The organism is Sorangium sp. So ce1504, assembly GCF_051521635.1.
GTDB classification, from domain to species: Bacteria; Myxococcota_A; Polyangia; order Polyangiales; family Polyangiaceae; genus Sorangium; species Sorangium cellulosum_B.
Genome location: NZ_CP150365.1, coordinates 58,221 through 79,383 on the forward strand (window position 1 = coordinate 58,221; position 21,163 = coordinate 79,383).

A 21,163-nucleotide genomic window follows, 5' to 3' on the forward strand; every position below is an offset into this window, starting at 1 on the left:
ATGGAGGGGTTCGCCCCGTTGCTCCGCCGCGCGTATGCGCCCGTGCTCGCGCGGCTGCTGCGCCACACGCGGGATCTGCACGCGGCGGAGGACGCGGTGCAGGAAGCCGTCGCCAGGGCCCTCGCGACGTGGCCAGAGCGGGGCGTCCCCGACGCGCCGGAGGCGTGGCTCGTGCGCGTCGCCACGAACATCCACAGAGACGGCTTGCGGCGGCGGTGCGGAGAGCAGCGGCACGCGACCGCGCTCGCGGCGCTCGCGGCGCGATGTCCCTGGTCCGAGGCGCTGCTCTCGGCGCCGGACGCCGCGCGGTGGCCGGACGATGTCCTGCGCCTCGTCGTCACCTGCTGCGATCCCGCGCTCGGCCTCGAGGAGCGGGCGGCGCTGGCGCTGTCGACGGTCGCGGCGCTCTCCACGGACGAGATCGCGCATGCGTTTCTGGTGAGCGCGCAGGCGATGGAGCGCCGGCTGACCCGGGCGCGCGAGAGGCTCCGGGAGCGGCGCAAGCACTACGAAGTCCCGCGGCTGGAGGAGGCGCCGGAGCGGCTCCACGCCGTGCTCGCGGTGATCCACCTCGTCTTCAACGCGGGATACTGGTCCCGTGGCGACGAGGCGCCGATACGTCGTGGCCTCACCCGGCTATCGATGCACCTGGCTCGGGCTCTCGACGCAGCGCTGCCACGGGTACCCGAGGTGCAGGGCCTGCTGTCTCTGCTGCTCCTGCACGCGGCGCGCATGCCGGCCCGGACCGACGAGGAAGGGCAGCCCCGGAGCCTCGAGCAGCAGGACCGATCGAGGTGGGACAGCGCCGCGATCGACGAGGCCTGCGCGTTGCTGCGAGAGGCGCTCGAGCGGGGGCGCCCCGGCCCCTACCAGATCGAAGCCGCGATCGCGGCGGTCCACTGCTCGGCGCCGCGCGCCGAGGACACCGACTGGCTCCAGATAGCGATCCTCTACGAGTCGCTCGAGCAGCACCGCCCGGGCCCGATCGTGCGCGTGAACCGTGCTTTCGCGGTCGCCCGGGCGCTGGGCGCGGCGGAAGGGTTGAAGCTGATCGCGACGGCCATCGATCACCCGGCTCTGGCGCGTTACCCCTATGCTCACCTCGTCCAGGGCGTCCTGCTCGAGGAGACGGGGAGGGTGGATCAAGCGCTGGCGGCCCTCGAGCGAGCCCGCGATTGCGCGGCCAACGCCGCAGAGCGCGCGCAGATCGAGCAGCGCATCGACGCGCTCCGGCCGCGGGCCCTGTGCGCGGCCGCGCCAGCCCCTGACGCGACGATCGCGGCCGTGGCCGCGCGCGGAGATCGCGCAGCGCGGATCCCCGAGCCCGAATGAACGAGCGCGCCTCACTCGCGAAGGGCGCCCGCCCCGGGGAACGGGCCCATGACCGCCAGCGTGAGGCCGTCCTCCTGCATGTTCACGAAGAGCGCCTTGCCGTCGGGCGAGAAGCACACGCCGGAGAGCTCTCTCATGCTCCGCGCATTGCGCGCGAAATCGAAGATCTGCCCGTCCAGCGTCACACCTCGAAGGTAGTTCCCTCGATAGCCATCCTCCGCCATGAAGAGCTCTCCCCAGGGGGCGATGGTGATGTTGTCGGGAGCGTCCAGCTCGTTCGTGTCCGTCGATTGCGCGACGACCCCGAGCGTGCCGCCATCTCCCTGGGGGACCAGCTGGAAGATCTGCCCGGCCCCGGCCGGGCCGCCGATCGTCGCGCAGATGTACACGACGCCTTGCGATAGGCAGACGCCCTCCCCGCGCCGGAAGATCGCGGCCCCCTTGGTCCGGGCCTCCGTCCTGACCGTGTCGTCGCGTGGATCGGGCTCGTCGATATCCACCCACGCGATGTCGCGCGGCTCCTCGAGCTCCCAGCCGGAGGTCTCGGCGTTGCGCGCCCCGACGACGCAGAGCGCCTGGAGCTTGCCCTCGAACGGAGCGGCGGGGTCCGCCGGCTTGAAGCGGTAGAAGCAGCCGTCCGGGCGATCCTCGGTCAGGTAAGCGATCCTCGTCGTGGGATCGACGACCGCCGCCTCGTGGTGGAAGCGGCCATAGCCGGTCAGGCGGCGCGGGGCCTCCACCCTGGACGCGGTAGCCGCGCAGACGAAGACGTAGCCGTGGCGAGCGTCGACATTCTCTTCGCAGCTGAGCCAGCCCCAGGGGCTCGGGCCGCCCGCGCAGTTCCGGTTCGTGCCAGCGAGCACGAGATTGCTCGAGCGACGCTCGAACGTCGCAGCGTCCAGCACGAGCCTCGTGACGCCGCCCATGCTCGCCGCGTCGTACGCCTCCGCCGGCGCGCCCTGGCCGGATCGATACGGGCCAATGCCCTCATCAGCAGGCGAGTTCTCATGATTCCTGAGCAGGACGACGGTGCCGTCGGCCCCAGGAAAACACCCCATGCCGTCCGGCCGGCCGGGAACTCGGTAACCGTCGTCCATCTCGCCGCCGGCGCGCTCGAGGACTCGATACGTGAAGCCCGCAGGGAGGTCGAGGATGCCCGCGGGATCGGGCACGAGAGGCCCGAACCGGCCGGCCGCCTGCGTCCTCCGCGAGAAGATCAGCGAGAACGGTAGGGTCAGCGTCGCGGCTGCAGCTCCACCGACGCGCAGGAATGAACGCCTCGGGATGCGTCGTCGCATGGAGATGATCTACGTCGGAACACCATCACGCGAAAGGCACGGAAGGCAATTGCCACATGGGCGCCGCGGGGCCGATGCACGAGAGGAACGCAGGGCCGCGCGCAAGGAGAGGTCGAGTCGTTGAGCGCGCTGGCCGGGACACACGCCACCTTCGTGGCGTCATCCCACCTGGCCTTCGTCAGCGACGTTACGGCCCAGGACCTTCGAGGACACCCGGCCGACGAGCCGCCGCAGGACCTGCTTCGCGCCGATCGCGCCGCCAGCGCCCACCGCGAAGACGAGAGGCGCCGCGGCGCCGCCGGTCACCGCGACGAGGCCCGCCGCGAGCAGCACGCCGGCGCCGGTCGCCACCGCGCCTGTCGAGGCCTCCTGCGCCGCGTGCGCGAGCGCTTCCTTCCTCGTCATCTCGCCTCGCTGGTAGGCCGTGACGCCCTCGTAGGCACCGAAGGCGCCGTCGATCACGAACCCGATGCCGGCCGCCTTGCCCGCGCCCTTCAGGACCTCCCGGCCCGCGGCCCTCATCGCCTCTCGGGCCAGCCCCTTCGCGACCGCGGCCGAGACGCCGTCGGTGAGCGCGGCCTGGCCCGCGTGCCGCCCCGCTGCCTGCGCGACGATCGCTGCGGTCTGCGTTCCGCCCTGATCCGCGATGATCTTCGCCGTCGTCTGCGCGCCCAGCGAGAGCCCGGGCGCGAGCGCGTCCACGACCGCCGTGGTGTTCTCGACCATCACGCGCCGCAGGCCCTCCCGCGCGCCCTCGTCGAGGAGCCTCTTGCCCGCCGCCGAGAACAGCGCCTCCGCCGCCCCGCGGACGGCGACCGCGCCGCTCCCTGCAATCGAACCAAGGATCTTGTTCCGCTGTGAGCTCATCTCGACCTCCCCGCCTCGCGCGCCCTCGCCTCGATCATGGGGTAGCGCCCGGGTGCGGAAAGACAAGCTCAGCGACCCGCGCTCCCACGCCGCCGCGTCACGGCGCCGGTCGCGCCCGATCGCCGAACCTCAGAACCTCACGAGCAGGCGCGAGCCGAGGCCGCCCGGCGCTGGCGTGAGGACGAGCTCTGCCGCCGGCTTGCCAGAGGCCGGCGCCGTGGGCTTGGAAGGGCTCAGCAGGAGCAGCGTGACGCCGGCGCCGATCCCGACCAGGCCGACGCCGGCGAAGACGCCGGCGAGCGTCGAGGCGGTCTTGCCCGTGTCGTAGTCGCCCTGGAGCGACGGCGGGCACTCGTAAGCGCCTCCGCCGGCGGGGGAGCACCCGTCCTCGACCGCGGACAGCGCGCCGGCGCGCACGGCCAGCGCCACGACGGTCGCGATCGCGCCAGCGCCGCCGACGCCGAGCGCGACGTAGCCGCCCATGCGAATGCCGCTGGCCGGCGTGCCGGAGGCGCTCGGCGCGGAGAGCGCGTCGCGCCCCGGGAGCGGCGCGGGCACGGTCAGCGTCACGACCTGACGGGCGCCAGGCGTGAGCTCGGCGCGCTCCGTGATCGGCGCGGCGCCGCCGTAGAACAGCTCGACCGTGTGGGCGCCGAGATCGCGCTCGAGCTCGACGCCGAGGAGCCTCGGGTCGAGGGGCTTGCCGTCCAGCACCACCTGGACCGGCGGCCGCCCCTCGGCGCCTTTCAGCCGGACGGTCAACGTCCCGACCTTGCTGCCGAGCGCCCGGTAGCGGGCCTCGGCGTCATCGCTCCACCCGGCGTACTTGGCCTCGTTGGACTGGAGCGCGGCGCGCCGGAGATCCCACCAGTCTCGCCTCGCCGAGGCATAGCGGCCGAGCTCCTCCTCGCACTCGGCGATGTTCCGGAGCGCGCCGAGCCCCTCGGGGTAGATCTCCAGCGCGCTCCGGAAGGCGATGACCGCCTGCTCGCACTGTCCGGTGCTCCGCAACTCGCGCCCCCGGGCGAACAGCGTCTTCGCGTCCTCCTCGGCCCCGACGGCGAGCGCGCGCGCCGGCGCCGCCGCGAGCATGGCGACGCTGCAGAGCGTGATGAGCCGTCGCTCAAAAGGTCTCACTCTTGTCGATCTCCTTGCGGCGCCGGGGCACCGTGGGCGCGGTGGTCGCCGTCGCGCGCGGGGTGGCCCTGTCAGCCCCGGGGCGGCGCTGGGACGAGCGCGGCTGCGCAGGCGCTGCGGAGGCAGGCGGCGCGGGCGCCGCCGCGGAGGCCGGCGGCTCGGCCGTGGCCGGCGGCTCGGCCGTGGCCGGCGGCTCGGCCGCGGCGGGCTGCTGCGGCGGGGGCGGCGAGCGCAGCGCGATCGCCTGGAGCGCGCCCCGCACGCCGGGGGCCATGAGCCGCGCCGGCTGTTCCAGGCGCGGCCGATCGAGCAGGCGCGCCGCCAGCGCGGCGGTCCCCCCGAGCGCGGTCAGGCAGGCCAGCGCCACGGCGGGCGCCACCCGAGGCCGCCGCGGCGGCGCGACCTCCGCGGGCCGCTCGGGCGGCGGCGCCGAGAGCGCGGCGTGGTAGGCCTCCACCATCTCGCGGATCGAGGTGAACCGCTGCGCCGGCCCCTTCGCGAGGGCGCGCGAGAACCAGGCGTCGAGCCCCTGGGGAAGCGATCGCCGGACCTCCGTGGCAGGCTCGAAATCGCGGGTGCTGACCGCCACGATGATCTCCGCGATGCTGTTGCCTTGAAAAGGCGTCCAGTCCGTCAGCACCTCGTAGGTCAGCACGCCGAGCGCCCAGACATCGGCCCGCGCGTCGACCGCGAGCGGCGAGGCGAGCTGCTCCGGGCTCATGTAGTTCGGCGAGCCCAGCATGACGTCGGCCTCCGTCTCCTGCGGCCGATCCAGGCCTAGATCGCCGTGCAGCGCCTTGGCGATGCCAAAATCCGCGACCTTCACCGTCAGCTCCGCGCCGGGCGTGCCGACGAGCATCACGTTCGAAGGCTTCAGATCGCGGTGCACGATGCCCATGTCGTGCGCCACGGTGAGCGCGTCCCCGATCTGATCAAGGATGTGCCCGAAGCGCACCGGATCGATCGGTCCCTTCTGGCGCACCTCGGCGAACAGCGTTCGCCCCGGGATGTGCTCCATCACCAGGTAAGGGATGTCGTCGTGGACCCCTGCGTCGTGGACCGCGACGATGTGCCGCGTGCGCGCGCTCAGGCGGGCCGAGATCTGGGCCTCGAACCGGAACCTCTCCAGGACGGTGCGGCTCCGCTCCGCGTCGCCGGTCAGCGAGGCGCTGAGGAACTTCACGGCGAGCTCGGTCTTGAGCGTGACGTGCACGGCGAGCCAGACCTCGGCCATGCCTCCGCGCCCGAGCGGTCGGACCAGCCGGTATTTGCCCTCGACGACCTCGTCGGGGGTGTGCTGCCAGATGTCCGACTCGTCGGCGCCGGCCTGACGAGCCGCCGCGCTCTGGCTGATCCGCACGGTCGGCGGTATGCGGGGCGTGGCGGCGTCCACGCCCGAAGGATAGTGGATGCTGCGCGCGGGACTGGCACTTTTCGACAGTCCTCGCCGCCGTCGCCCTCTGGCCAGCGCGGGATGGCGGCCAGAGGCAGCCGCGCGCCCGGCGAGTACACGAAGAGCGCGCGGCCGTTTCACTCGGCGGCGTCGGCGAAGAGCTCCGCAGGCGGCGCGTCGAGCGGCGGGGCCGCCCGCGAGGCCGCGCCGCCCACGCCGCGGTCGAGGGCGTCGCAGAGGAGCGCGCCGACGCCGGGGACGACGTTGGCGATCGCCTCGTCGGCCTCGCGCGGGTTCAGCCACCAGAACGGGTTCAGCAGCCGGCGGATGTCGCGGAAGGAGCGTGCAGGACGGCTGACCTCCACCGTGAAGGCGAGCGTTCCGAGGTTGGCGTCGAGCCAGTCGTCCATGTCGCCGACCGTGGGGTACCAGTGCGCCGCCTGGCGGATCTCGTACCGCTCGCGCGGCAGAGCCCGGCAGAAGGCGTCGCCGAGCGCCCGGTACAGCGGCTCGCGCGGGTTGGGCACGTCGGTGTGCGCCCACGGGTAGAGCAGGAAGTTGCCGCAGCTGTGAAAGCCGATCGCGAGCGCAGGCCGCGTCTCCAGCGCGACGTCGCGCAGGGCGCGCGACTCGGGCTCCGAGAACGCGTGAGGCCCCGTGTAGTGCGGCGACCACCGGAGGCGCGAGCCCGCGAACGGGTGCAGCGGCCGCGACGAGGACAGCGGCGCGAAATTCCGGTTCAGATCCACGCCGCGGGCGTTGCAGCGCTGCGCCGCTCGCCGCTCGCCGCGGAGGCGCTCCAGGTTGTCGGCGAACGCGTCGGGGTTGACGACCGGCACCACGATGAGCCGCGCCCGCGCCGCCGCGCCCGCTCGTCCGCTCACCAGGATCGACCGGACCGCATCGAGCAGCGCGAGCCCGCCGATCACCTCGACCCCGTGCATGAGCGACGTCAGCAGGAACGTCGGACCCAGCGGATTGCCGAAGTCGTAGCGCCGCAAGGGTCTTCCGTTTGCGGACGTCCCGATCGCTATTTCCCGTCCGCCGTAGGTGCGCGCCAGGCGCGCCCAGGCATCATCGAGCTGCGGGAGCTCGGCGTAGCGGCCGCATAGATCGGGCGAGCGTGTCATCCCAGTGTCTCTTATGTGACACCGGAATGGCGGCGGGCGCCAGCGGATTGAGCGGATTCATGTGTCGCGATTCCGCGGTTCCGCGATTCCTCGATTCGCGTCGATTCGCGTCATCCGCGCGGCGGGTCGCCCTTTCGCGTCGCGAGGAGAGCCAGGCCCTCGAACAGGAGGTGCGCGCCGAGGTGGAGGGTGATGTCGGCGTGATCCAGCGCGGGGCATACCTCGACGAGATCCATGCCCACCAGGTTGATCCCCGCGAGGCCGCGGAGCAGCTGCATCGCCTCGCGTGAGGTGAGCCCGCCGGGCACGGGCGTGCCGGTGCCCGGGGCATAGGCCGGGTCGACGCCGTCGATATCGAAGGAGATGTAGACGGGCGACTCGCCCGCGGCTGCCCTGATGGCGGCGGCGATCGCAGAAGCGCCGTCGCGGTCGATCCGATCCATGCCGTACAGGGTCGCCCCGGCGTGCGCCGCGAAGGCGCCTTCCTCCGGGTGGCCCCACGTGGCGCGGATGCCGATCTGGTGGAGCGCGCTCCGCCCGATCAGCCCCTCTTCGATCGCGTTGCGGAACGGCGTGCCGTGGTGGAACGGCTCGCCCCACACCTCCGAGGTGCTCGTGTCGAGGTGCGCGTCGACGTGAACGACCGTGACGGGGCCGTGGCGCCGCGACAGCGCGCGGAGCACCGGGAGCGCGATCGAGTGGTCGCCGCCGACGACGAACGGGGCCGCGCCGGCCGCGAGCACCTCGTCGACCGAGGCCTGGATCAGCTCGCGAACGGAGTCTGCGTGAAACGGGGGAAAGGGCACATTGCCCCCGTCGAGCACGTTGATCGCGCGGAACACGTCGATGCCGTGGCCGGGGTGATACGACTGCACGAGCGCGCTCACGCGGCGCAGCTCGTAGGGGGCGAACCGTGCGCCCGGGCGGTACGTGACGCTCCCGTCCCACGGGACGCCGAGGAGCACGGCATCGGCGCCGGAATAGGCGGACGCGCCGGCCTCGTGGAATCCCGCCGTCGGGAGGCGAAAGAACGGCGTCTGCCCGTGCCGCAGGTACGCGGCTGCTCGTTGTTGAGACATGAGATCTCCTACAGGCTCAAGAGGTCCAGGATCACGGCGCGGGCGCGGTCCGCGAGATCCGCCGCGCCGCCGTGATCGCCGAGCGGCGGGCCAAAGGCGACGCGGGCGCTCGCCTCTCGGCGGCTGGAGAAGCGGAGGAAATGGGGGAGGAAGGTGTCGTCGCCCGCCCAGCAGAGCTCCGGATCATCGTAGGTGATGGCCGCGGGCACGATGGGGACGCCCGCGAGCTGGGCGACGCCGAAGATGCCTTTCCGGAACGGGAGGACCTTCTCTCCGCGGGTGGTCGAGCCCTCCGGGAAATTCAGCACCGGGACGCCATGGCGCAGGGCCCGGAGCGCGCTCCGGAGCACGCGCGCCCCGCTCGCCGGGCGCTGCCGATCGACGAGCAACACGCCGAGATCGCGCGCGCGATCGCCGATGATCGGCCAGCTGCCGATCTCCTGCTTCGCGATGGCGGTGCAGGGGGTGAGCGACGCGAGGAGGATCGGATCGAGGTAGCTGACGTGGTTGGCCACGACCACGAACGGCGACGCAGGGAGCGCGCCGGTCACGCGGACGCGCAGGCAGTGCAGCGCGCACAGGTCCCGGGCGATCCCGTGGAGGAGGCGCGCCCTTTCGCGGTGGCGCGAGGCGGGCAGCGTGGGGAGCAGGCTGGTCCGGAACACGGCGTCGAGCGCGAGCCTCATCACGCCGGAGACCCGGCTGGCGATGGAGAGCGCCTCGGTCCAGGGCCGGTCGTCCGCCGTCGGCGCGCGGCGGCCGCGGTCGAGCGGAGCGGTGGTCGTCATGGTCCGTCGGCCTCAGGCCACCGCGGCGATGCCGCCGCTCTCCGCCGCGCGCGGCTCCTTCGCCTCGGCCTGGCGATCGACGAGCCCCACCTTCTCGAAGCGGGCCCGGAGCGCCATGAACGCGTCGCGATCGATGCGCGAGATGATGCGCGGGTGTCCGGTGCCATAGAAATCGGGGCGCACCTCGATCTCCTTGGCGCCGAGCATGGCGTGGAGCGCCCGCGCGGCGTGGTTGTCCTCCTCGACGGTGAACCAGCACGACTCCGCCCATCCGAGGATCGACCCGACGAACGCGCGGAGCAGCGTGTGCGTCGCGCGGGAGCCCTGATACTCGGGCAGGACGGCGAGGGTCGTGCAGTAGACCTCCTTGCCGCGCGTGAAGGAGAGCAGGTAGCCCGCGGGCCTCCCCGCGGCCTCGACCATGAAACAAGAGTCCTTGAAGAAGTCGCAGCAAAGACGGATGTAATACCGCCCGAGCTCCCCTTCGCCCGCGCCGCCGAAGAGGGCCGTCTCCAGTTCCATCAGAGTCGAAAAGTCATCGCCTCGGAGCGTGCGCGCCACATAACGGCTCATTGTTGCGCCTCCTTATTTCAATTGAATCGTTGCTGTGGGCGCAGCATGCCGGGACTCCGTGGAGAACACGTCACAGGACCCCCGAGGTTGAGAGACACGTCGGGGGCGATGGCGCGTCAAGATGGCTGGGGAATCGCGTACGGAAGGTGCCAGGGCGGCAATGTCATCGTGGCCTGAGGCGCTCTGCCGCCGTGGACGGGAGTGCGAGCGCGAGGCCGGCGAAGGCCCGGGCGGTGTCGAGGAGCGCGGCGACGCCCGAGGACGCGCGCCATCCGCCGGTCACGCCGGTCCAGTGCTTCATGGGCACGAAGATGTTGCCGTCGGTGTGCGGCGCCGCGCGATCCAGGAAGGTCGCGCGGAGCGTGTACGCCGCGAGCAGCCGCTCCATGAGGCCCGGGAAGGCGACGAACGCCGCGGCGGTGATGCGGCCGGCGGCGCCGACGTAGACATCGCGCCGCGGCCGCTCGGCGAGGGAGACCATCGCCGCTGCGACCCGCTCGGGGTCGACGATCGGCCGGATCGGCTGGACGGCGTGGCCGGTGAAATTGCCGGCGTGCTGGTAGATCGGGGTGTCGATCGTCGCGGGCAGGAGATTGCAAACATGGATGTCCGGCGTGCTGGAGAGCTCCTGTCTCAAGCAGGACGTGAGGCCGAGGACCCCGAACTTGGAGATCACGTAGGCGCTCATGGTCGGCGCGCCGAACTTGCCAAGAACGGAGACGTTGTTGATGAGCACCCCGGCGCCCTGCGCGCGGAAACAGGGCAGCACCGCCCGCGCCCCGTGCACATAGCCGAGCAGGTTCGTCTCGATGACCTGGCGGTAGGCCTCGTAGGGCGCCTCGTCCGCGCGCGCGTAGAGGAACACGGCGGCGTTGTTCACCCAGACGTCGATCCTGCCGAACACCTCGACGGCGGCGCGGGCGAGCGCTCGGACGGCGTGCTCGTCCCTCACGTCCGTCGTGACGGCGAGCGCCGACGCGCCGACGCTGGCGCACTCGGCGGCGACCTCCTCGAGGGCCGCCTCGTCCCGAGCGGCGATGACGACCCGCGCGCCGCGCCTCGCGAACGCGAGCGCCGCCGCCCTGCCAATGCCCGAAGATGCCCCGGTGATAACGACCACCGCATCGCGAATGCACTTCCGCATGACTGGCCCCCTCCCGCGCGGTCTTTCCCTCGCGGAGAGGAGAGCAAGGCGCGGGCCATCAGGGCCCCGGGGGCCGGGTCGGATGTGGCCGCGGAGCTCGATTGAAACGGCGAGCGTGGTGGATGGATGAAGAATTTTAAACGCAAAGTCGCAAAGGCGCGAAGACGCAAGGAGAAGAAGAAACAAATCTTTCTCTCTCCCTTGCGCCGTTGCGTCTTTGCGACTTTGCGTTTTTTTCTTCTCTCTCTTCAGCCGTAGAAGGGCTTCCCGGTCCTCGCCGCCTCGACGAGCGCCGGGGCGGGCGTCCAGCGCTTGCCGAAGCGGCGCTCGTAGATCTCGATGCGGCGGAGCACCTCCGCGGCGCCCAGGCTGTCGACGTAGCGGAACGGCCCGCCGCGGAACGGCGGGAAACCCAGGCCGAAGATCGCGCCGATGTCGCCGTCGCGCGGGCTCCGGAGGATCCCCTCGCCGAGGCAGTGCAGCGCCTCGTTCACGAGCTGGAGCGAGCAGCGCAGCTGGATCTCCTCGACCGGCACCGGCGGGCTGTCCTTCGCCCTCGGCACCGGCAGCCCGAGCACGCCATAGACGCTCTCGTCGGCGTGCTTGCCCTTGCCCTTCTTCTTCGCCGCCGCGCCGTACAGGTACATCCCGCGCTCGTTCTTGCGGCCCCTCCGGTCGTCGGAGACCAGCCTGGCCATCGTGGGAGGCGGCGCGAGGCGGTCGCCGAACGCCTCGAGCATGATCGGGCCGACGTGCGCCGCCACGTCGATGCCCACCTCGTCGAGCAGCGCGAGCGGGCCGACCGGCCAGCCCCACGCGACGAGCGCCGCGTCGACCTGCTCGATCGCGACCCCCTCGGCGAGCAGCCAGCTCGCCTCGTTCATGTACGGCCCGAGGATCCGGCTCGTGTAGAAGCCGACCCCATCGTTCACGACGATGACCGTCTTGCCCTGGCGCTTACCGACCGCCACCGCCGTCGCGACCACCTCGGGCGACGTCGCCTCGGTCCGGATGACCTCGAGCAACGGCATCTTGTGCACCGGGCTGAAGTAGTGCATCCCGACCACGTTCTCCGGCCGCTTCGACGCGGCCGCGATCCGCGAGATCGGGATCGACGACGTGTTCGACGCGAAGATCACCCCGCTTTTGCCGTGCTGCTCGACGTCCCGCAGGACCGCGTGCTTCACCGCCAGATCCTCGAACACCGCCTCGATCACGAGATCGGCGCTCCGGAGGCCCGAGCTGTCCGTCGTCGCGGTGAGCAGCGCGAGCTTCTCGTCTCGCTCGAGGGGCGTGAGCTGCTTCTTCTTCACCCGCTCGCCGAGGATGTCGGCCACGTACTTGAGCCCGCGGCCGATCGACGCGTCGTCGCGATCCCGGAGCCGCACGGAGATGCCGGCGTTCAGGCTGACATAGGCGATGCCGGCCCCCATCAGGCCGGCGCCGATCATCGCGATCTTCTCGACCTTCCTCGGCTGCACGGCGGGGTCGTCCACGCCGGTGTCCTTCTTCATCGCGTTCGTCGCGAAGAAGAGCTCCATCAGCCGGTGCGCCGTGCTCGACGCGACGAGCTCGCCGAACGCGCGCGCCTCGACCTCCTTCGACGCCTCGAAGCCCTTCTCTGCATAGGTCCTCAGCACGTCGATGATCCGCTCGGGCGCCGGGTAGTGCCCGCCGGTCTTCTTGCGCGTCTGCCGCGCTGCCTGCTGGAAGAGCAGGGCACGGCCGATCGGGTTCCGCTCCAGGGCCGCGCGGGTGAGCGCGGCGGAGTCGAGCTTCGGCGCGCTCGCCCGCTTGGGCCGGAACGGCGGGCCGGCTTCGACACGCGCGAGCTTGAGCGCGAGCGCCGCGGCCGTCTCCCTCAGGATGGCCGCGGGGACGACGTCGTCGGCGACGCCGAGCTGCCGCGCCTTCGAGGGGCGCATGTTCTTGCCGGTGAGGCCGTGGTCGAGCGCCGCCTTCAGGCCGGCGCGCTCCGCGAGCCGCTGGAGCCCGTTGATCCCGGGGAGCAGGCCGAGCTGCACCTCGGGCAAGCCGAGCACCGTCTTCCGGTCGTCGCTCAGCACCCGGGCGTGGCAGGCGAGCGCCACCTCGAAGCCGCCGCCGAGCGCGGCGCCGTGGACCGCGGCGACGATCGGCTTCGGCGAGCGCACGATCCGCAGGATCGCCTCGTGACCGGCACGGCACATCGCCTCGGCCTGGGCCGCCGTGGCGACGCCCTTCAGCATCTCGATGTCGGCGCCCGCGATCCAGGTGTCGGCCTTGCCGGACACGAGGATCGCCGCCTTGATGAGCGGGTTGCTCGCGATCTGGCCCGCGATCCGCTCGAGATCGCCGGTGAACGTGGGCTTCAGCGTGTTGACCGCCTCGCCCGGGACATCGTAGGTGACGACGGCCACGCCGTCGGGGCGCACCTCGAGGGAGAGCGGGCTCGCGGCCGCGGGGGCCGGCGTGGCGGCGGCGGATGTCGTCGTCATGCGGCCTCCAGGACAACGGCAGCGCCGAGGCCGCCCGCCGCGCAGACGGTGAGGAGCGCGTGATGCCCGCCGCGCTTCTTGAGCTCGCGGAGCGTGGAGAGGACCATGCGCCCTCCCGTGGCCGCGAAGGGGTGCCCGAGCGCGATCGAGCCGCCGTTGACGTTGAGCTTCTCCGGATCGATCTCGCCGACGGGGGCGGACCGGCCGAGCTTCTCCGCGGCGAACGACGGCGACGCGAGCGCCTTCAGGTTGGACGCGACCTGGGCGGCGAAGGCCTCATGCATGTCGACGAGGTCCATGTCGGCGAGCGAGAGGCCGGCGCGCTCGAGCGCCCGCGGCACGGCGAGCACCGGGGCCATCAGGAGCTGCCAGCCAGGGTCGACCGCCGCGTAGGACCACGACTTGACGTACCCGAGCGGCTGGTAGCCGAGCGCCTTGGCCTTGCCCTCGCGCATCAGGAGCAGGGCGCTCGCCCCGTCGGTGAGCGGCGACGCGTTGCCCGCGGTGATCGTGCCGTGCCGCCGATCGAAGGCCGGCGACAGCTTCGCGTAGGCGTCGAGGGTCGAGTCGTCCCGGACCACGTTGTCGCGCTCGACCGGCTTGTCGTAAGGCGGGGGGATCACGTGCATGACCTCGGCGGCGTAGGTGCCGTCACGCCAGGCGCGCGCGGCGTTCGTGTGCGAGCGGTGGGCGATCGCGTCCTGCTCGGCGCGCGAGATGCCGTTCTGCTTCGCCATCTTCTCGGCGGCCTCGCCCATCTGCTCGCCCGTGGTCGGCTCGCGCGAGAAGCCCGGGATCGGGGGCACGAGGTCCTTCAGCGAGAGGCGGGAGAGGATCTCCAGTCGGGCGCCGAGCGTCCTGGCCTTCTGGAAGTCGGTCAGCGCGGAGGCCAGCTTCCGGGAGACGCCGAGCGGCACGTCGCTCATGCTGTCGGCGCCGCCGACGAGGGCGACGTGGTGCTGGCCGGCGAGCATCGCCTCGGCGGCGCTCGTCATGGCCTGGAGCGACGTGGCACACGCGCGCGAGACGCTGTAGGCGTCGGTGTCCTTGGGCAGGCCGGTGCGCAGCACGACCTCGCGCGCGATGTTGAGCCAGTCGAGCGTCGGCACCACCTGCCCGTAGACGACCAGCGTGACGTCGCGCGGGGTCACCTCGCTCCTCTGGAGGAGCTCCTTGACCACCGTGGCCGCGAGATCGACGGTGCGCAGCGCTTTGAGCGCCGTCCCCGCCTTGGTGAACGGCGTGCGCAGCCCGGCAACGACCGCCACCCGGTCCTTGCCGCCCTTCCCATTCTTGCCTGAAGCCATGTCGACTCCTCTGCTGCCGGAGAGCCCATCGCGAGCCCGCCCCGCGCGCCCCGCGCAGCCCCCCGGATCCCGGCGTGCCAGCGCACACCGGTTGGGGTAATTCCCTTAGGTGCGCTAACGCGGCGTGTCAACCTTGGGCGGCGAGGGCGTCGCAGGCGGCGAGGCGCTCCACGAGAAAGCGACGTGGGAGGAAGAACGGTTGGGACAGCCTGGGCGCTAATTTGGCCCACGGTTGAGCTTGCCGATAGCGTGGGTGGCCATGCGGAAATTCATTCTATGCAGTGCGTTGCTCTGCGGCGCTCCGGCGCTCGCGGGGTGTGCGACGTTTGCAAGCGACTCGGCGCCGGCGGCGCCGGGTTATGTGTATGTGGCTGGTCACAAGAACAACCAGCCTGCGATGTGGATGTGCCCTGACGCGCCGGGCAAGGCGGAGTGCACCGAGGTCGAGGTAACGACGGAGGCGGCCGAATGAAGCGTTCTTTGATTTTCGGGCTCTTGCTCGCGAGCTTCGGCGCGATCGGCTGTCAGGGGAGCTACACGAGCATCCGGCAGATCGACGGGACGCGGTACCACGTCACGCGCACGAAGCAGGGCTTCTTCAACGCGTACGGCACCGTGTTCGACTGCCAGGCCAAGGGCGACGCGATGACGTGCGTCGAGATCAGCGATCTGTGAGCTCCGCGCGGGAGCGCTGCTCCTCGCAGGGTTTCTAGAAGAATAAAAACGCAAAGGCGCAAAGACGCAAAGACGCAAAAGGAGATCGAGAAGAATTTTTTCTCGCTACTTCTTGCGCCTTTGCGCCTTTGCGTCTTTGCGGTTCATTCTCTCTCTGTCGCTCCGGCTCGCGCGTCACCGGCAGCCGCGCCTGCTCACGCCTCGCGCAGGAAGGCCTCGAGCAGCGCCGCCGAGACGTCGAGGAGATCGCGCTCGGTCACGATGCCCACGAGCCGTTCGCCCGCGACGACGGGCAGGCAGCCGACGCGCTGCTCGCGCATGATCCGCATCGCCTCCAGCGTCGGCGTGTCCGGCGCGACGGTCACGGGGTCGGGCCGCATGATGGACGCCACCGTGGGCTGCGCGGATCCGCTCGGCGCCGCCGCGGCGCCGCGGGCGACGAGCCGGAGCAGCGCGCGGTGGGAGACGACGCCGACGAGCCGGCCCTGCTCGTCCTCGACCGGGACGTGGCGCACGTGCCGCCAGTCCATGACGCTCGCGGCGAAGTCGACGATGTCGGTGGGCCGCACCGTGAACAGATCGGTCGACATGAACTGGCCGACGGTCCGGTAGCTGTCGCGCACGAGGTCCAGGTCGTCCTCGAGCGCGGCGGGCTCCCACGCGTGCACCGGGCGCCCGGCCCCCCCGCCCCGGGCCTCCTCCTGCTGGTGGGCGAGCATCGCGGCGCAGAGGGCGCGGTTCCGCCGCTCCGGGGTGCCCCGCCCGGCCATGGCCGCGAGCGAGCCGAGCGCCCACTGCGCGCCCGTCTGGCCGCGGCGGACCCGCTCCTCGACGACGCCGAGGTACCGGTCGACGTCGGCGGCGTCGATGCCGGCGGCCGAGAGGCCCGCCCGGGCGGCGGGGAGGAGGTGCGAGAGGATGAGCTCCGGGGCAGGGAGGCTCCGGCCGCCGAGCCACGTCAGCTGCGCCTTGAGGCCGTGGCGGGCCGCCGCGAAGAAGTTCGTCTTGGCGTCCTCGAACGGCATCTCGAGGTCGATGCGCGGGTGCTCGGCGGCGAGGCCGGTCATCAGGCCGAAGAAGAAGGCGGCGTTCGCGACCTCGTCGAGGACCGTGGGCCCCGAGGGCAGCGCGCGGCTCTCGATGCGCAGGTGCGCGACCCCGGCCAGGGCGCCGTAACAGGGGCGGTTCCAGCGGTAGACGGTGCCGTTGTGGACCCGCAGGGCCTTGAGGTCCGGCACCTCCCCGCGCGCGAGCACGGCCGCGGGGGGCTCGCCGGTATCGGCGGTCATGATCACGCGGAACCGCGCGATGTCCTCGCGGAAGAGATCGAGCACGCCGCCCTGCACCCAGCCGTCGCCGAAGTGGACGCGGGGCCTGTGTTGCCGGCCCTCGAGCGTGTTCGGGCGGGTGTCGACCGAGGTCTCGAAGAGGGCGATCCGGGTCTCGTGCCAGAGCCTCTGCCCGAGGAGCAGCGGCGAGTTGACCGCGGCGGCGAGGACGGGCGCGGTCACCGTCTGGGCGAGGTTGTAGAGCGACGCGAACTCCCGCGCCCCGACCTGGAGGTGGACCTGGAAGCTCGTGTTGCACGACTCGAGCAGGATGTTGTCGTGGGTCATCTCGAGCTCGTCGAGCCCGTGGATCGAGACGCGGAAATCGCCCTGGCGCAGCCGCAAGAGCGCGCGGTTGAGCTCGTGGTAGCGAGGCGCCGGCGTGAGGTTCTCGAGGCGGAGGTCGCCGGCGCGCAGGGTGGGGAGGATGCCCGTGAGCAGGACGTCGGCGCCGACGGCGCGCGCGGCCTCGGCCGCCCGCCCGATGACCTCCGAGAGCTCGGCCTCGAGCCGCCGCAGGCAGTCGCCGCCGAACGGGAGCGGGGTGAGGTTCGCCTCCAGGTTGAAGCGAGCGAGCTCGGTCGTGAGCCGATCGTCGGCGGCCCGCTCGAGCACCTCCAGCGCGAGCGGGGCGGGCCGGAGCGCGCGGTCGACGAGGAACATCTCCTGCTCGGCGCCGATGCGGCGCACGCCGGACTCGATGCGATCCTCCAGGAGGAGGCGCTCGAGCGCCTCCACGTCGTCGAGCAGCGCCCGCATGAACGCCTTGTGCTGCTCCTCGCTCGCCTGCTCGGAGACGTGCTGCTCGCCCATGGTGATCGCCCCGCCTTTCGCTCGCTCTCGCTCCCGGGAAGCCTACGACGGCGAGCGGCAGGGGGCGCGGGGGGAGATCCCCCGGCGGGACGGCGGGCGTCTGGCTCGGCGCGGGCGGCGCGGCGGCGGGCGACGCGGTCAGAAGCTGCGGCCGGCCGCGAGCCGCAGGGTGGCGACCTTGTCCTCGGCGAGGCCGAACCCGAGCGGCGCGTCGAGCGCCACGAGCAGCCCTGCCCGGGCGTAGTAGCCAGGCTGCTTCAGCGTGTAGGTGAAGAACGGCTCCATCGCGAGCTGCATCTTGTCGTCGCGGGTGAGCGTCAGCGCGGCCTGGAGGCGGAGCCCGCCGCCGTAGGGGCCTCGGCCGCGCAGCTCGAGCTCGTCGCCCTGCTCGACCACGAGCTCGACGCCGGCCTTGCTGGTCGGAAGGGCGAACATCACCGCGGTGTCCGCGCGGTAGACGAGCCGCGCGGCGAGCTCCGCCTCGACGCCGCCGCGGACCTTCAGGGGAAGGTGCCCGGCGGTGAGCCGGTGCAGGTCGAAGGACGCGCGCGCGGGGGCGGTCGCCTGCAGCGTGGCGCGGGCGTCGGCGTCGGGGGCGCTGAGGACGGGGATCGAGAGCGCGCCGCCGCCGACGACGGTGAGCTTGCGCGAGAGGGCGCGCGCATAGTGGGCGCCGACCGTGGGGTTGCCGAAGAGAAGGCTGCCGGCGCTGCTGCTCTCGTCGACGCCGAGCCGGGTGGACCGGAACGAGGCGGAGACGTCGCCATAAGCGAGCGGGAGATCCACGTCGAGGTGGAGCCGGCCGAACCACTCGAGCTGACCTCGGAGATCGAAGGTCAGCCCGAACGTGCTCACCTCGGACGTGACATCGTCCATGGCCCATGAGGCCGACTTGCTCAGGACGTCGAGCTCGAGCTCCGCACGCGATCCCTGGGATTTAGCCCAGCTGTTCTTTTCTGCCGGAGCGGCAGGGGGTGCCGTGAGCCAGAGCGAGAGCAGGAGAGCGGAGGAGAGCAGCGATCTCGCGTTCAATCAGGCCCACCTGCGAGGATTACCATGGCTCGGCTCGGCCGTGGTTATCGAACGGCACCCTCGGCGCCCGCGGCCTCCTCGTCGTCGTCCTCCTCCTCGTCGTCGTCCTCGTCCTCGTCCTCGTCGTCGTCAGCGTCGACGTTGCCATCGAACAGCAGGGAGGGAGCGCCTTCGTTGCCGTGCTCCGCGAAGATCGCGTCAGCGGCGATGACGAGCTCCTCCATGCGGTCGGCGTCGACGGGGCCGTACACGGCGAGCGCCATGGCGCGATCCTGCACGAACAGCCACGCGTCGGGGAAGTCGAGCAGGGCGTCGCGGATGCTCTTCGAGAGCCACCGGCCGATGGCCTTCGCTTCGGGTCCCTCGACAAGGAACTGCTCCATGAACTCCGGGTCCTTCTTGAACTGGACGCCGGTGTTGGGGGCACGCCTGCCATCGACGATGGGCAGCGGGCACACGGTGAGCCGGGGCCCGGCCTTGGCCAGCTTTGTGAGGACCACCTGGTACTCGCTGCCGTTCTTCGCGTCCGGGCCCACGACCGCGACGTAGGCGAGCTTCGGGACGAGCTCGTAGCGGGCGAGGACCGCGCCGCCGCCCGTCTCCTGCAGCGTGTGCGCGAGGCTGGACGGCAACGAGCGCACCGGACGAGGGCCGTCGCCGCCGGCGTCGGCCTTTTGGCCGCCGGGCTTCGCGCCGGGACGGGCCGGGGCCGCCTCGGGGGTCATCAGGGCGCGCCAGCGCGCGAGCTCGCGGTCGCGCCGCGCCTCGTGCCGACCGCGCAAGCCGGTCAGGAACCAGACGACGAGCAACGCAAAGGGACCTACGTACCAGAGCCAGGGCATGGGGCGGCGATGCTAGCAAACCTCGCGGAGCTGCGGTGGGGTCGCGCGCGCCCGCGGTGAGGCGCGGCTGTCGTGGCGAGCCTCCCCGCTTCGCGGCGAGGGGCGGCTGTCGTGGCGAACCTCGCCGCTTCGCGGCGAGGTGCGGCTATCGTGGCGAACCTCGCCGCTTCGCGGCGAGGTTCAGGGCGCGGGGGCCGGAGCGGCGTCGTCCGGCCGCTCGAAGACGCACCAGTAGCCGTTCTTGCTGTGGCGCACCATCCCGGCCACCTCGTACACGCCCCGGAAACGCCGGTCCTTGCGGAGCTTCTCCTGCGCCGGAAACGGGAGCTTGTCGCACGTGTCGGCGCCGCCGACGAACACGAAGTAGCGCGGCATCTTGTCGAAGACGTGCTGCACGTAGCCGGGGCCCGTCTTGCGCGTGTAGCCGCCCGGGAGCTTGGAGATCACGGGATCGACGAGGCCGAGGAGATCGAGCACCGGGTAGTCGGTCACATACCCGATGTACCCGATGTCGCCCACGGCGACCTCGCCGGGCTTGCCGTGCTCCTTGAACCAGTTGGCCACGCCGCCCGCGGCGCTGTCCCAGAACCGCTTCTCGTCGTCGAGGATCCGGTGCTGGGCGCGCTCGATCCGCTGCGCCCGGAAGACGCCCAGCGCGACGAGGCAGCCGAGCGCGAGCACGCCAGCCCCCGCGGCGAGGGCGATCGCCCCGCCCTCGGGCGCGTCCGCGGCGCGGGCCGAGAGCTGGGCGAGCAGCGGCTCGAGCAGCGCGCGCGCGCCGAGGCCCGCGAGGAGGAAGCAGAACGGCTCGAACGGGCTCATGAAGCGGTAGTACGGCATCCAGTCCCCGCCCACGAGGAGCACGTAGCCGCCCACCGCGAGCGCGAGGGCCGCGACGCAGAGCGCGTCGCGGTGGCGCGCGACGATCGCCACGCAGAGGCCGAAGAGCCCGAGCAGCAGCGCCGGCCACGTGTGCTCCGCGTACTCCGCGAGGTAGCGCTGCCCCCCGGCCAGCTGCTCGGCGAGGCTGCCGGTCTTGGCGCTCAGCGTGTTCGGCAGCCACGTGCCGTAGTAGCTGTGCCGCCAGAGCATGTGGCACGCGATGGGCGCGGCGAAGACGACGCCGCGGAGGAGGTTCTGCCGCCCGAAGAAGCGCAGGCCGAGGAAGAGCATCGGTATGCCGATGAACAACGGCGCTTCCGGGCGCGTCAGGCCAGCGAGCCCGAAGACGAGGCCCGAATACGGGAAGCCGGTCCCCCGGTCGCGCTCGCGGAACATCATCTCGGTGCCCGCGAGGACGAGCAGGACGAACAGCGGCGTCTCCAGGCCGAAGACGGCATATCCGCTCTGCACGATCGAGCTCGCGAACAGCCACGTGGCGATGCAAGGGACCGCGCCGTGCGGGCGGAGCCGGGCCGAGAGGAGGTAGAGCGCGCCGAGCGAGCCGCAGGCGGCGAGCCCGCCGAGCACCTTGGCGACGACGTCGGGGTCGAGGCCGAGCTTGATGCCGCCCGCGAGCAGCACGGTCCAGAGGAAGTTCGTGTACCCCTCGATGCGCTCGCCGGCGTTGTAGACGAGCCCGAGGCCCCGGGCGAAGTTGCGCGCGTACCGGTACGAGATGTACGCGTCGTCGATCGTGAACGAGCGCACGCGCACCATGTTCACGACGAGCAGGAACGCCGGCAAGACGAGGCCGAACGCGAGGTGCAGGCGCTCGGAGAGCGGCGCGCCTCGCAGCCAGTCGCGCAAGCGTCTGGCCGGGGGCGCGCCTTCGACGACGCCGTCGCCCGCCGCTTCCATGTCGCCGTCGGCCTCGCCGCTCGGAGGGGCGACCCCGAGTTGCCCGTGCTCTGCTTCTTCCGGTTCCAGGAAAGCCATGTGAAGCCTCTCCCTACCATGGATGGTTCATGTCGGGGTCGTTTCTTGGTCGAGGCGCTCATCCCAGCTA

Annotated in this window: 18 protein-coding genes; 3 read left to right on the plus strand and 15 right to left on the minus strand. The window is 71.8% G+C overall.

Annotated features, from left to right (window positions below):
- Window positions 1-1,332, plus strand: coding sequence for an RNA polymerase sigma factor (locus WMF39_RS00225; protein ID WP_437743550.1), 1,332 nt, complete (start codon window positions 1-3; stop codon window positions 1,330-1,332).
- A gap of 11 nt (window positions 1,333-1,343) precedes the next feature.
- Here the strand turns inward: WMF39_RS00225 and WMF39_RS00230 are convergent, their stop codons facing one another.
- The 11 genes from WMF39_RS00230 to fadI form a co-directional block, all read right to left on the minus strand.
- Window positions 1,344-2,630 carry an alkaline phosphatase PhoX gene (locus tag WMF39_RS00230; protein ID WP_437743551.1) on the minus strand — a complete coding sequence of 429 codons (1,287 nt, stop codon included), beginning with the start codon at window positions 2,628-2,630 and terminating at the stop codon, window positions 1,344-1,346.
- A 159-nt stretch (window positions 2,631-2,789) separates the two neighbouring features.
- Window positions 2,790-3,497 (minus strand): hypothetical protein, encoded by a 708-nt coding sequence (locus WMF39_RS00235; RefSeq protein ID WP_437743552.1) that lies wholly within the window; start codon window positions 3,495-3,497, stop codon window positions 2,790-2,792.
- 129 nt (window positions 3,498-3,626) lie between these two features.
- Complete coding sequence (locus WMF39_RS00240) at window positions 3,627-4,634, minus strand: tetratricopeptide repeat protein (RefSeq protein WP_437743553.1); 1,008 nt, start codon at window positions 4,632-4,634, stop codon at window positions 3,627-3,629.
- Window positions 4,621-6,027 (minus strand): serine/threonine-protein kinase, encoded by a 1,407-nt coding sequence (locus WMF39_RS00245; RefSeq protein ID WP_437743554.1) that lies wholly within the window; start codon window positions 6,025-6,027, stop codon window positions 4,621-4,623. Before WMF39_RS00245 ends, WMF39_RS00240 begins: the two co-directional genes overlap by 14 nt.
- Before the next feature lie 137 nt (window positions 6,028-6,164).
- Window positions 6,165-7,157, minus strand: a complete 993-nt coding sequence (locus tag WMF39_RS00250; RefSeq protein WP_437743555.1) for a M14 family metallopeptidase — start codon at window positions 7,155-7,157, stop codon at window positions 6,165-6,167.
- A gap of 110 nt (window positions 7,158-7,267) precedes the next feature.
- A complete protein-coding gene (speB, locus tag WMF39_RS00255; protein ID WP_437743556.1) occupies window positions 7,268-8,236 on the minus strand; it encodes an agmatinase in 969 nt (322 codons plus the stop codon).
- An 8-nt stretch (window positions 8,237-8,244) separates the two neighbouring features.
- Window positions 8,245-9,024, minus strand: a complete 780-nt coding sequence (locus WMF39_RS00260) for a lysophospholipid acyltransferase family protein (protein ID WP_437743557.1) — start codon at window positions 9,022-9,024, stop codon at window positions 8,245-8,247.
- Between the two features lie 12 nt (window positions 9,025-9,036).
- Window positions 9,037-9,546, minus strand: coding sequence for a GNAT family N-acetyltransferase (locus WMF39_RS00265; protein ID WP_437743558.1), 510 nt, complete (start codon window positions 9,544-9,546; stop codon window positions 9,037-9,039).
- Between the two features lie 214 nt (window positions 9,547-9,760).
- Window positions 9,761-10,741 carry an SDR family oxidoreductase gene (locus tag WMF39_RS00270; protein ID WP_437743559.1) on the minus strand — a complete coding sequence of 327 codons (981 nt, stop codon included), beginning with the start codon at window positions 10,739-10,741 and terminating at the stop codon, window positions 9,761-9,763.
- 248 nt (window positions 10,742-10,989) lie between these two features.
- A complete protein-coding gene (gene fadJ / locus WMF39_RS00275; RefSeq protein ID WP_437743560.1) occupies window positions 10,990-13,218 on the minus strand; it encodes a fatty acid oxidation complex subunit alpha FadJ in 2,229 nt (742 codons plus the stop codon).
- Window positions 13,215-14,525 carry an acetyl-CoA C-acyltransferase FadI gene (fadI, locus tag WMF39_RS00280; protein WP_437743561.1) on the minus strand — a complete coding sequence of 437 codons (1,311 nt, stop codon included), beginning with the start codon at window positions 14,523-14,525 and terminating at the stop codon, window positions 13,215-13,217. Before fadI ends, fadJ begins: the two co-directional genes overlap by 4 nt.
- Window positions 14,526-14,784: 259 nt before the next feature.
- On the opposite strand from fadI, the gene WMF39_RS00285 reads away from it, so the two are divergent.
- Both WMF39_RS00285 and WMF39_RS00290 read left to right on the plus strand, forming a co-directional pair.
- A complete protein-coding gene (locus tag WMF39_RS00285) occupies window positions 14,785-14,997 on the plus strand; it encodes a hypothetical protein (protein WP_437743562.1) in 213 nt (70 codons plus the stop codon).
- Complete coding sequence (locus tag WMF39_RS00290; RefSeq protein WP_012232684.1) at window positions 14,994-15,200, plus strand: hypothetical protein; 207 nt, start codon at window positions 14,994-14,996, stop codon at window positions 15,198-15,200. Before WMF39_RS00285 ends, WMF39_RS00290 begins: the two co-directional genes overlap by 4 nt.
- Window positions 15,201-15,394: 194 nt before the next feature.
- Here the strand turns inward: WMF39_RS00290 and WMF39_RS00295 are convergent, their stop codons facing one another.
- The 4 genes from WMF39_RS00295 to WMF39_RS00310 all read right to left on the minus strand — a co-directional run bounded on the left by WMF39_RS00295 (window position 15,395) and on the right by WMF39_RS00310 (window position 21,093).
- Complete coding sequence (locus WMF39_RS00295) at window positions 15,395-17,341, minus strand: CBS domain-containing protein (protein WP_437743563.1); 1,947 nt, start codon at window positions 17,339-17,341, stop codon at window positions 15,395-15,397.
- A gap of 138 nt (window positions 17,342-17,479) precedes the next feature.
- A complete protein-coding gene (locus WMF39_RS00300) occupies window positions 17,480-18,373 on the minus strand; it encodes a hypothetical protein (protein ID WP_437743564.1) in 894 nt (297 codons plus the stop codon).
- A 44-nt stretch (window positions 18,374-18,417) separates the two neighbouring features.
- Window positions 18,418-19,215 (minus strand): hypothetical protein, encoded by a 798-nt coding sequence (locus tag WMF39_RS00305; protein WP_437743565.1) that lies wholly within the window; start codon window positions 19,213-19,215, stop codon window positions 18,418-18,420.
- 180 nt (window positions 19,216-19,395) lie between these two features.
- Window positions 19,396-21,093: a hypothetical protein gene (locus WMF39_RS00310; protein ID WP_437743566.1), complete on the minus strand. Its 1,698-nt coding sequence runs from the start codon at window positions 21,091-21,093 to the stop codon at window positions 19,396-19,398.
- Window positions 21,094-21,163: the final 70 nt, after the last annotated feature.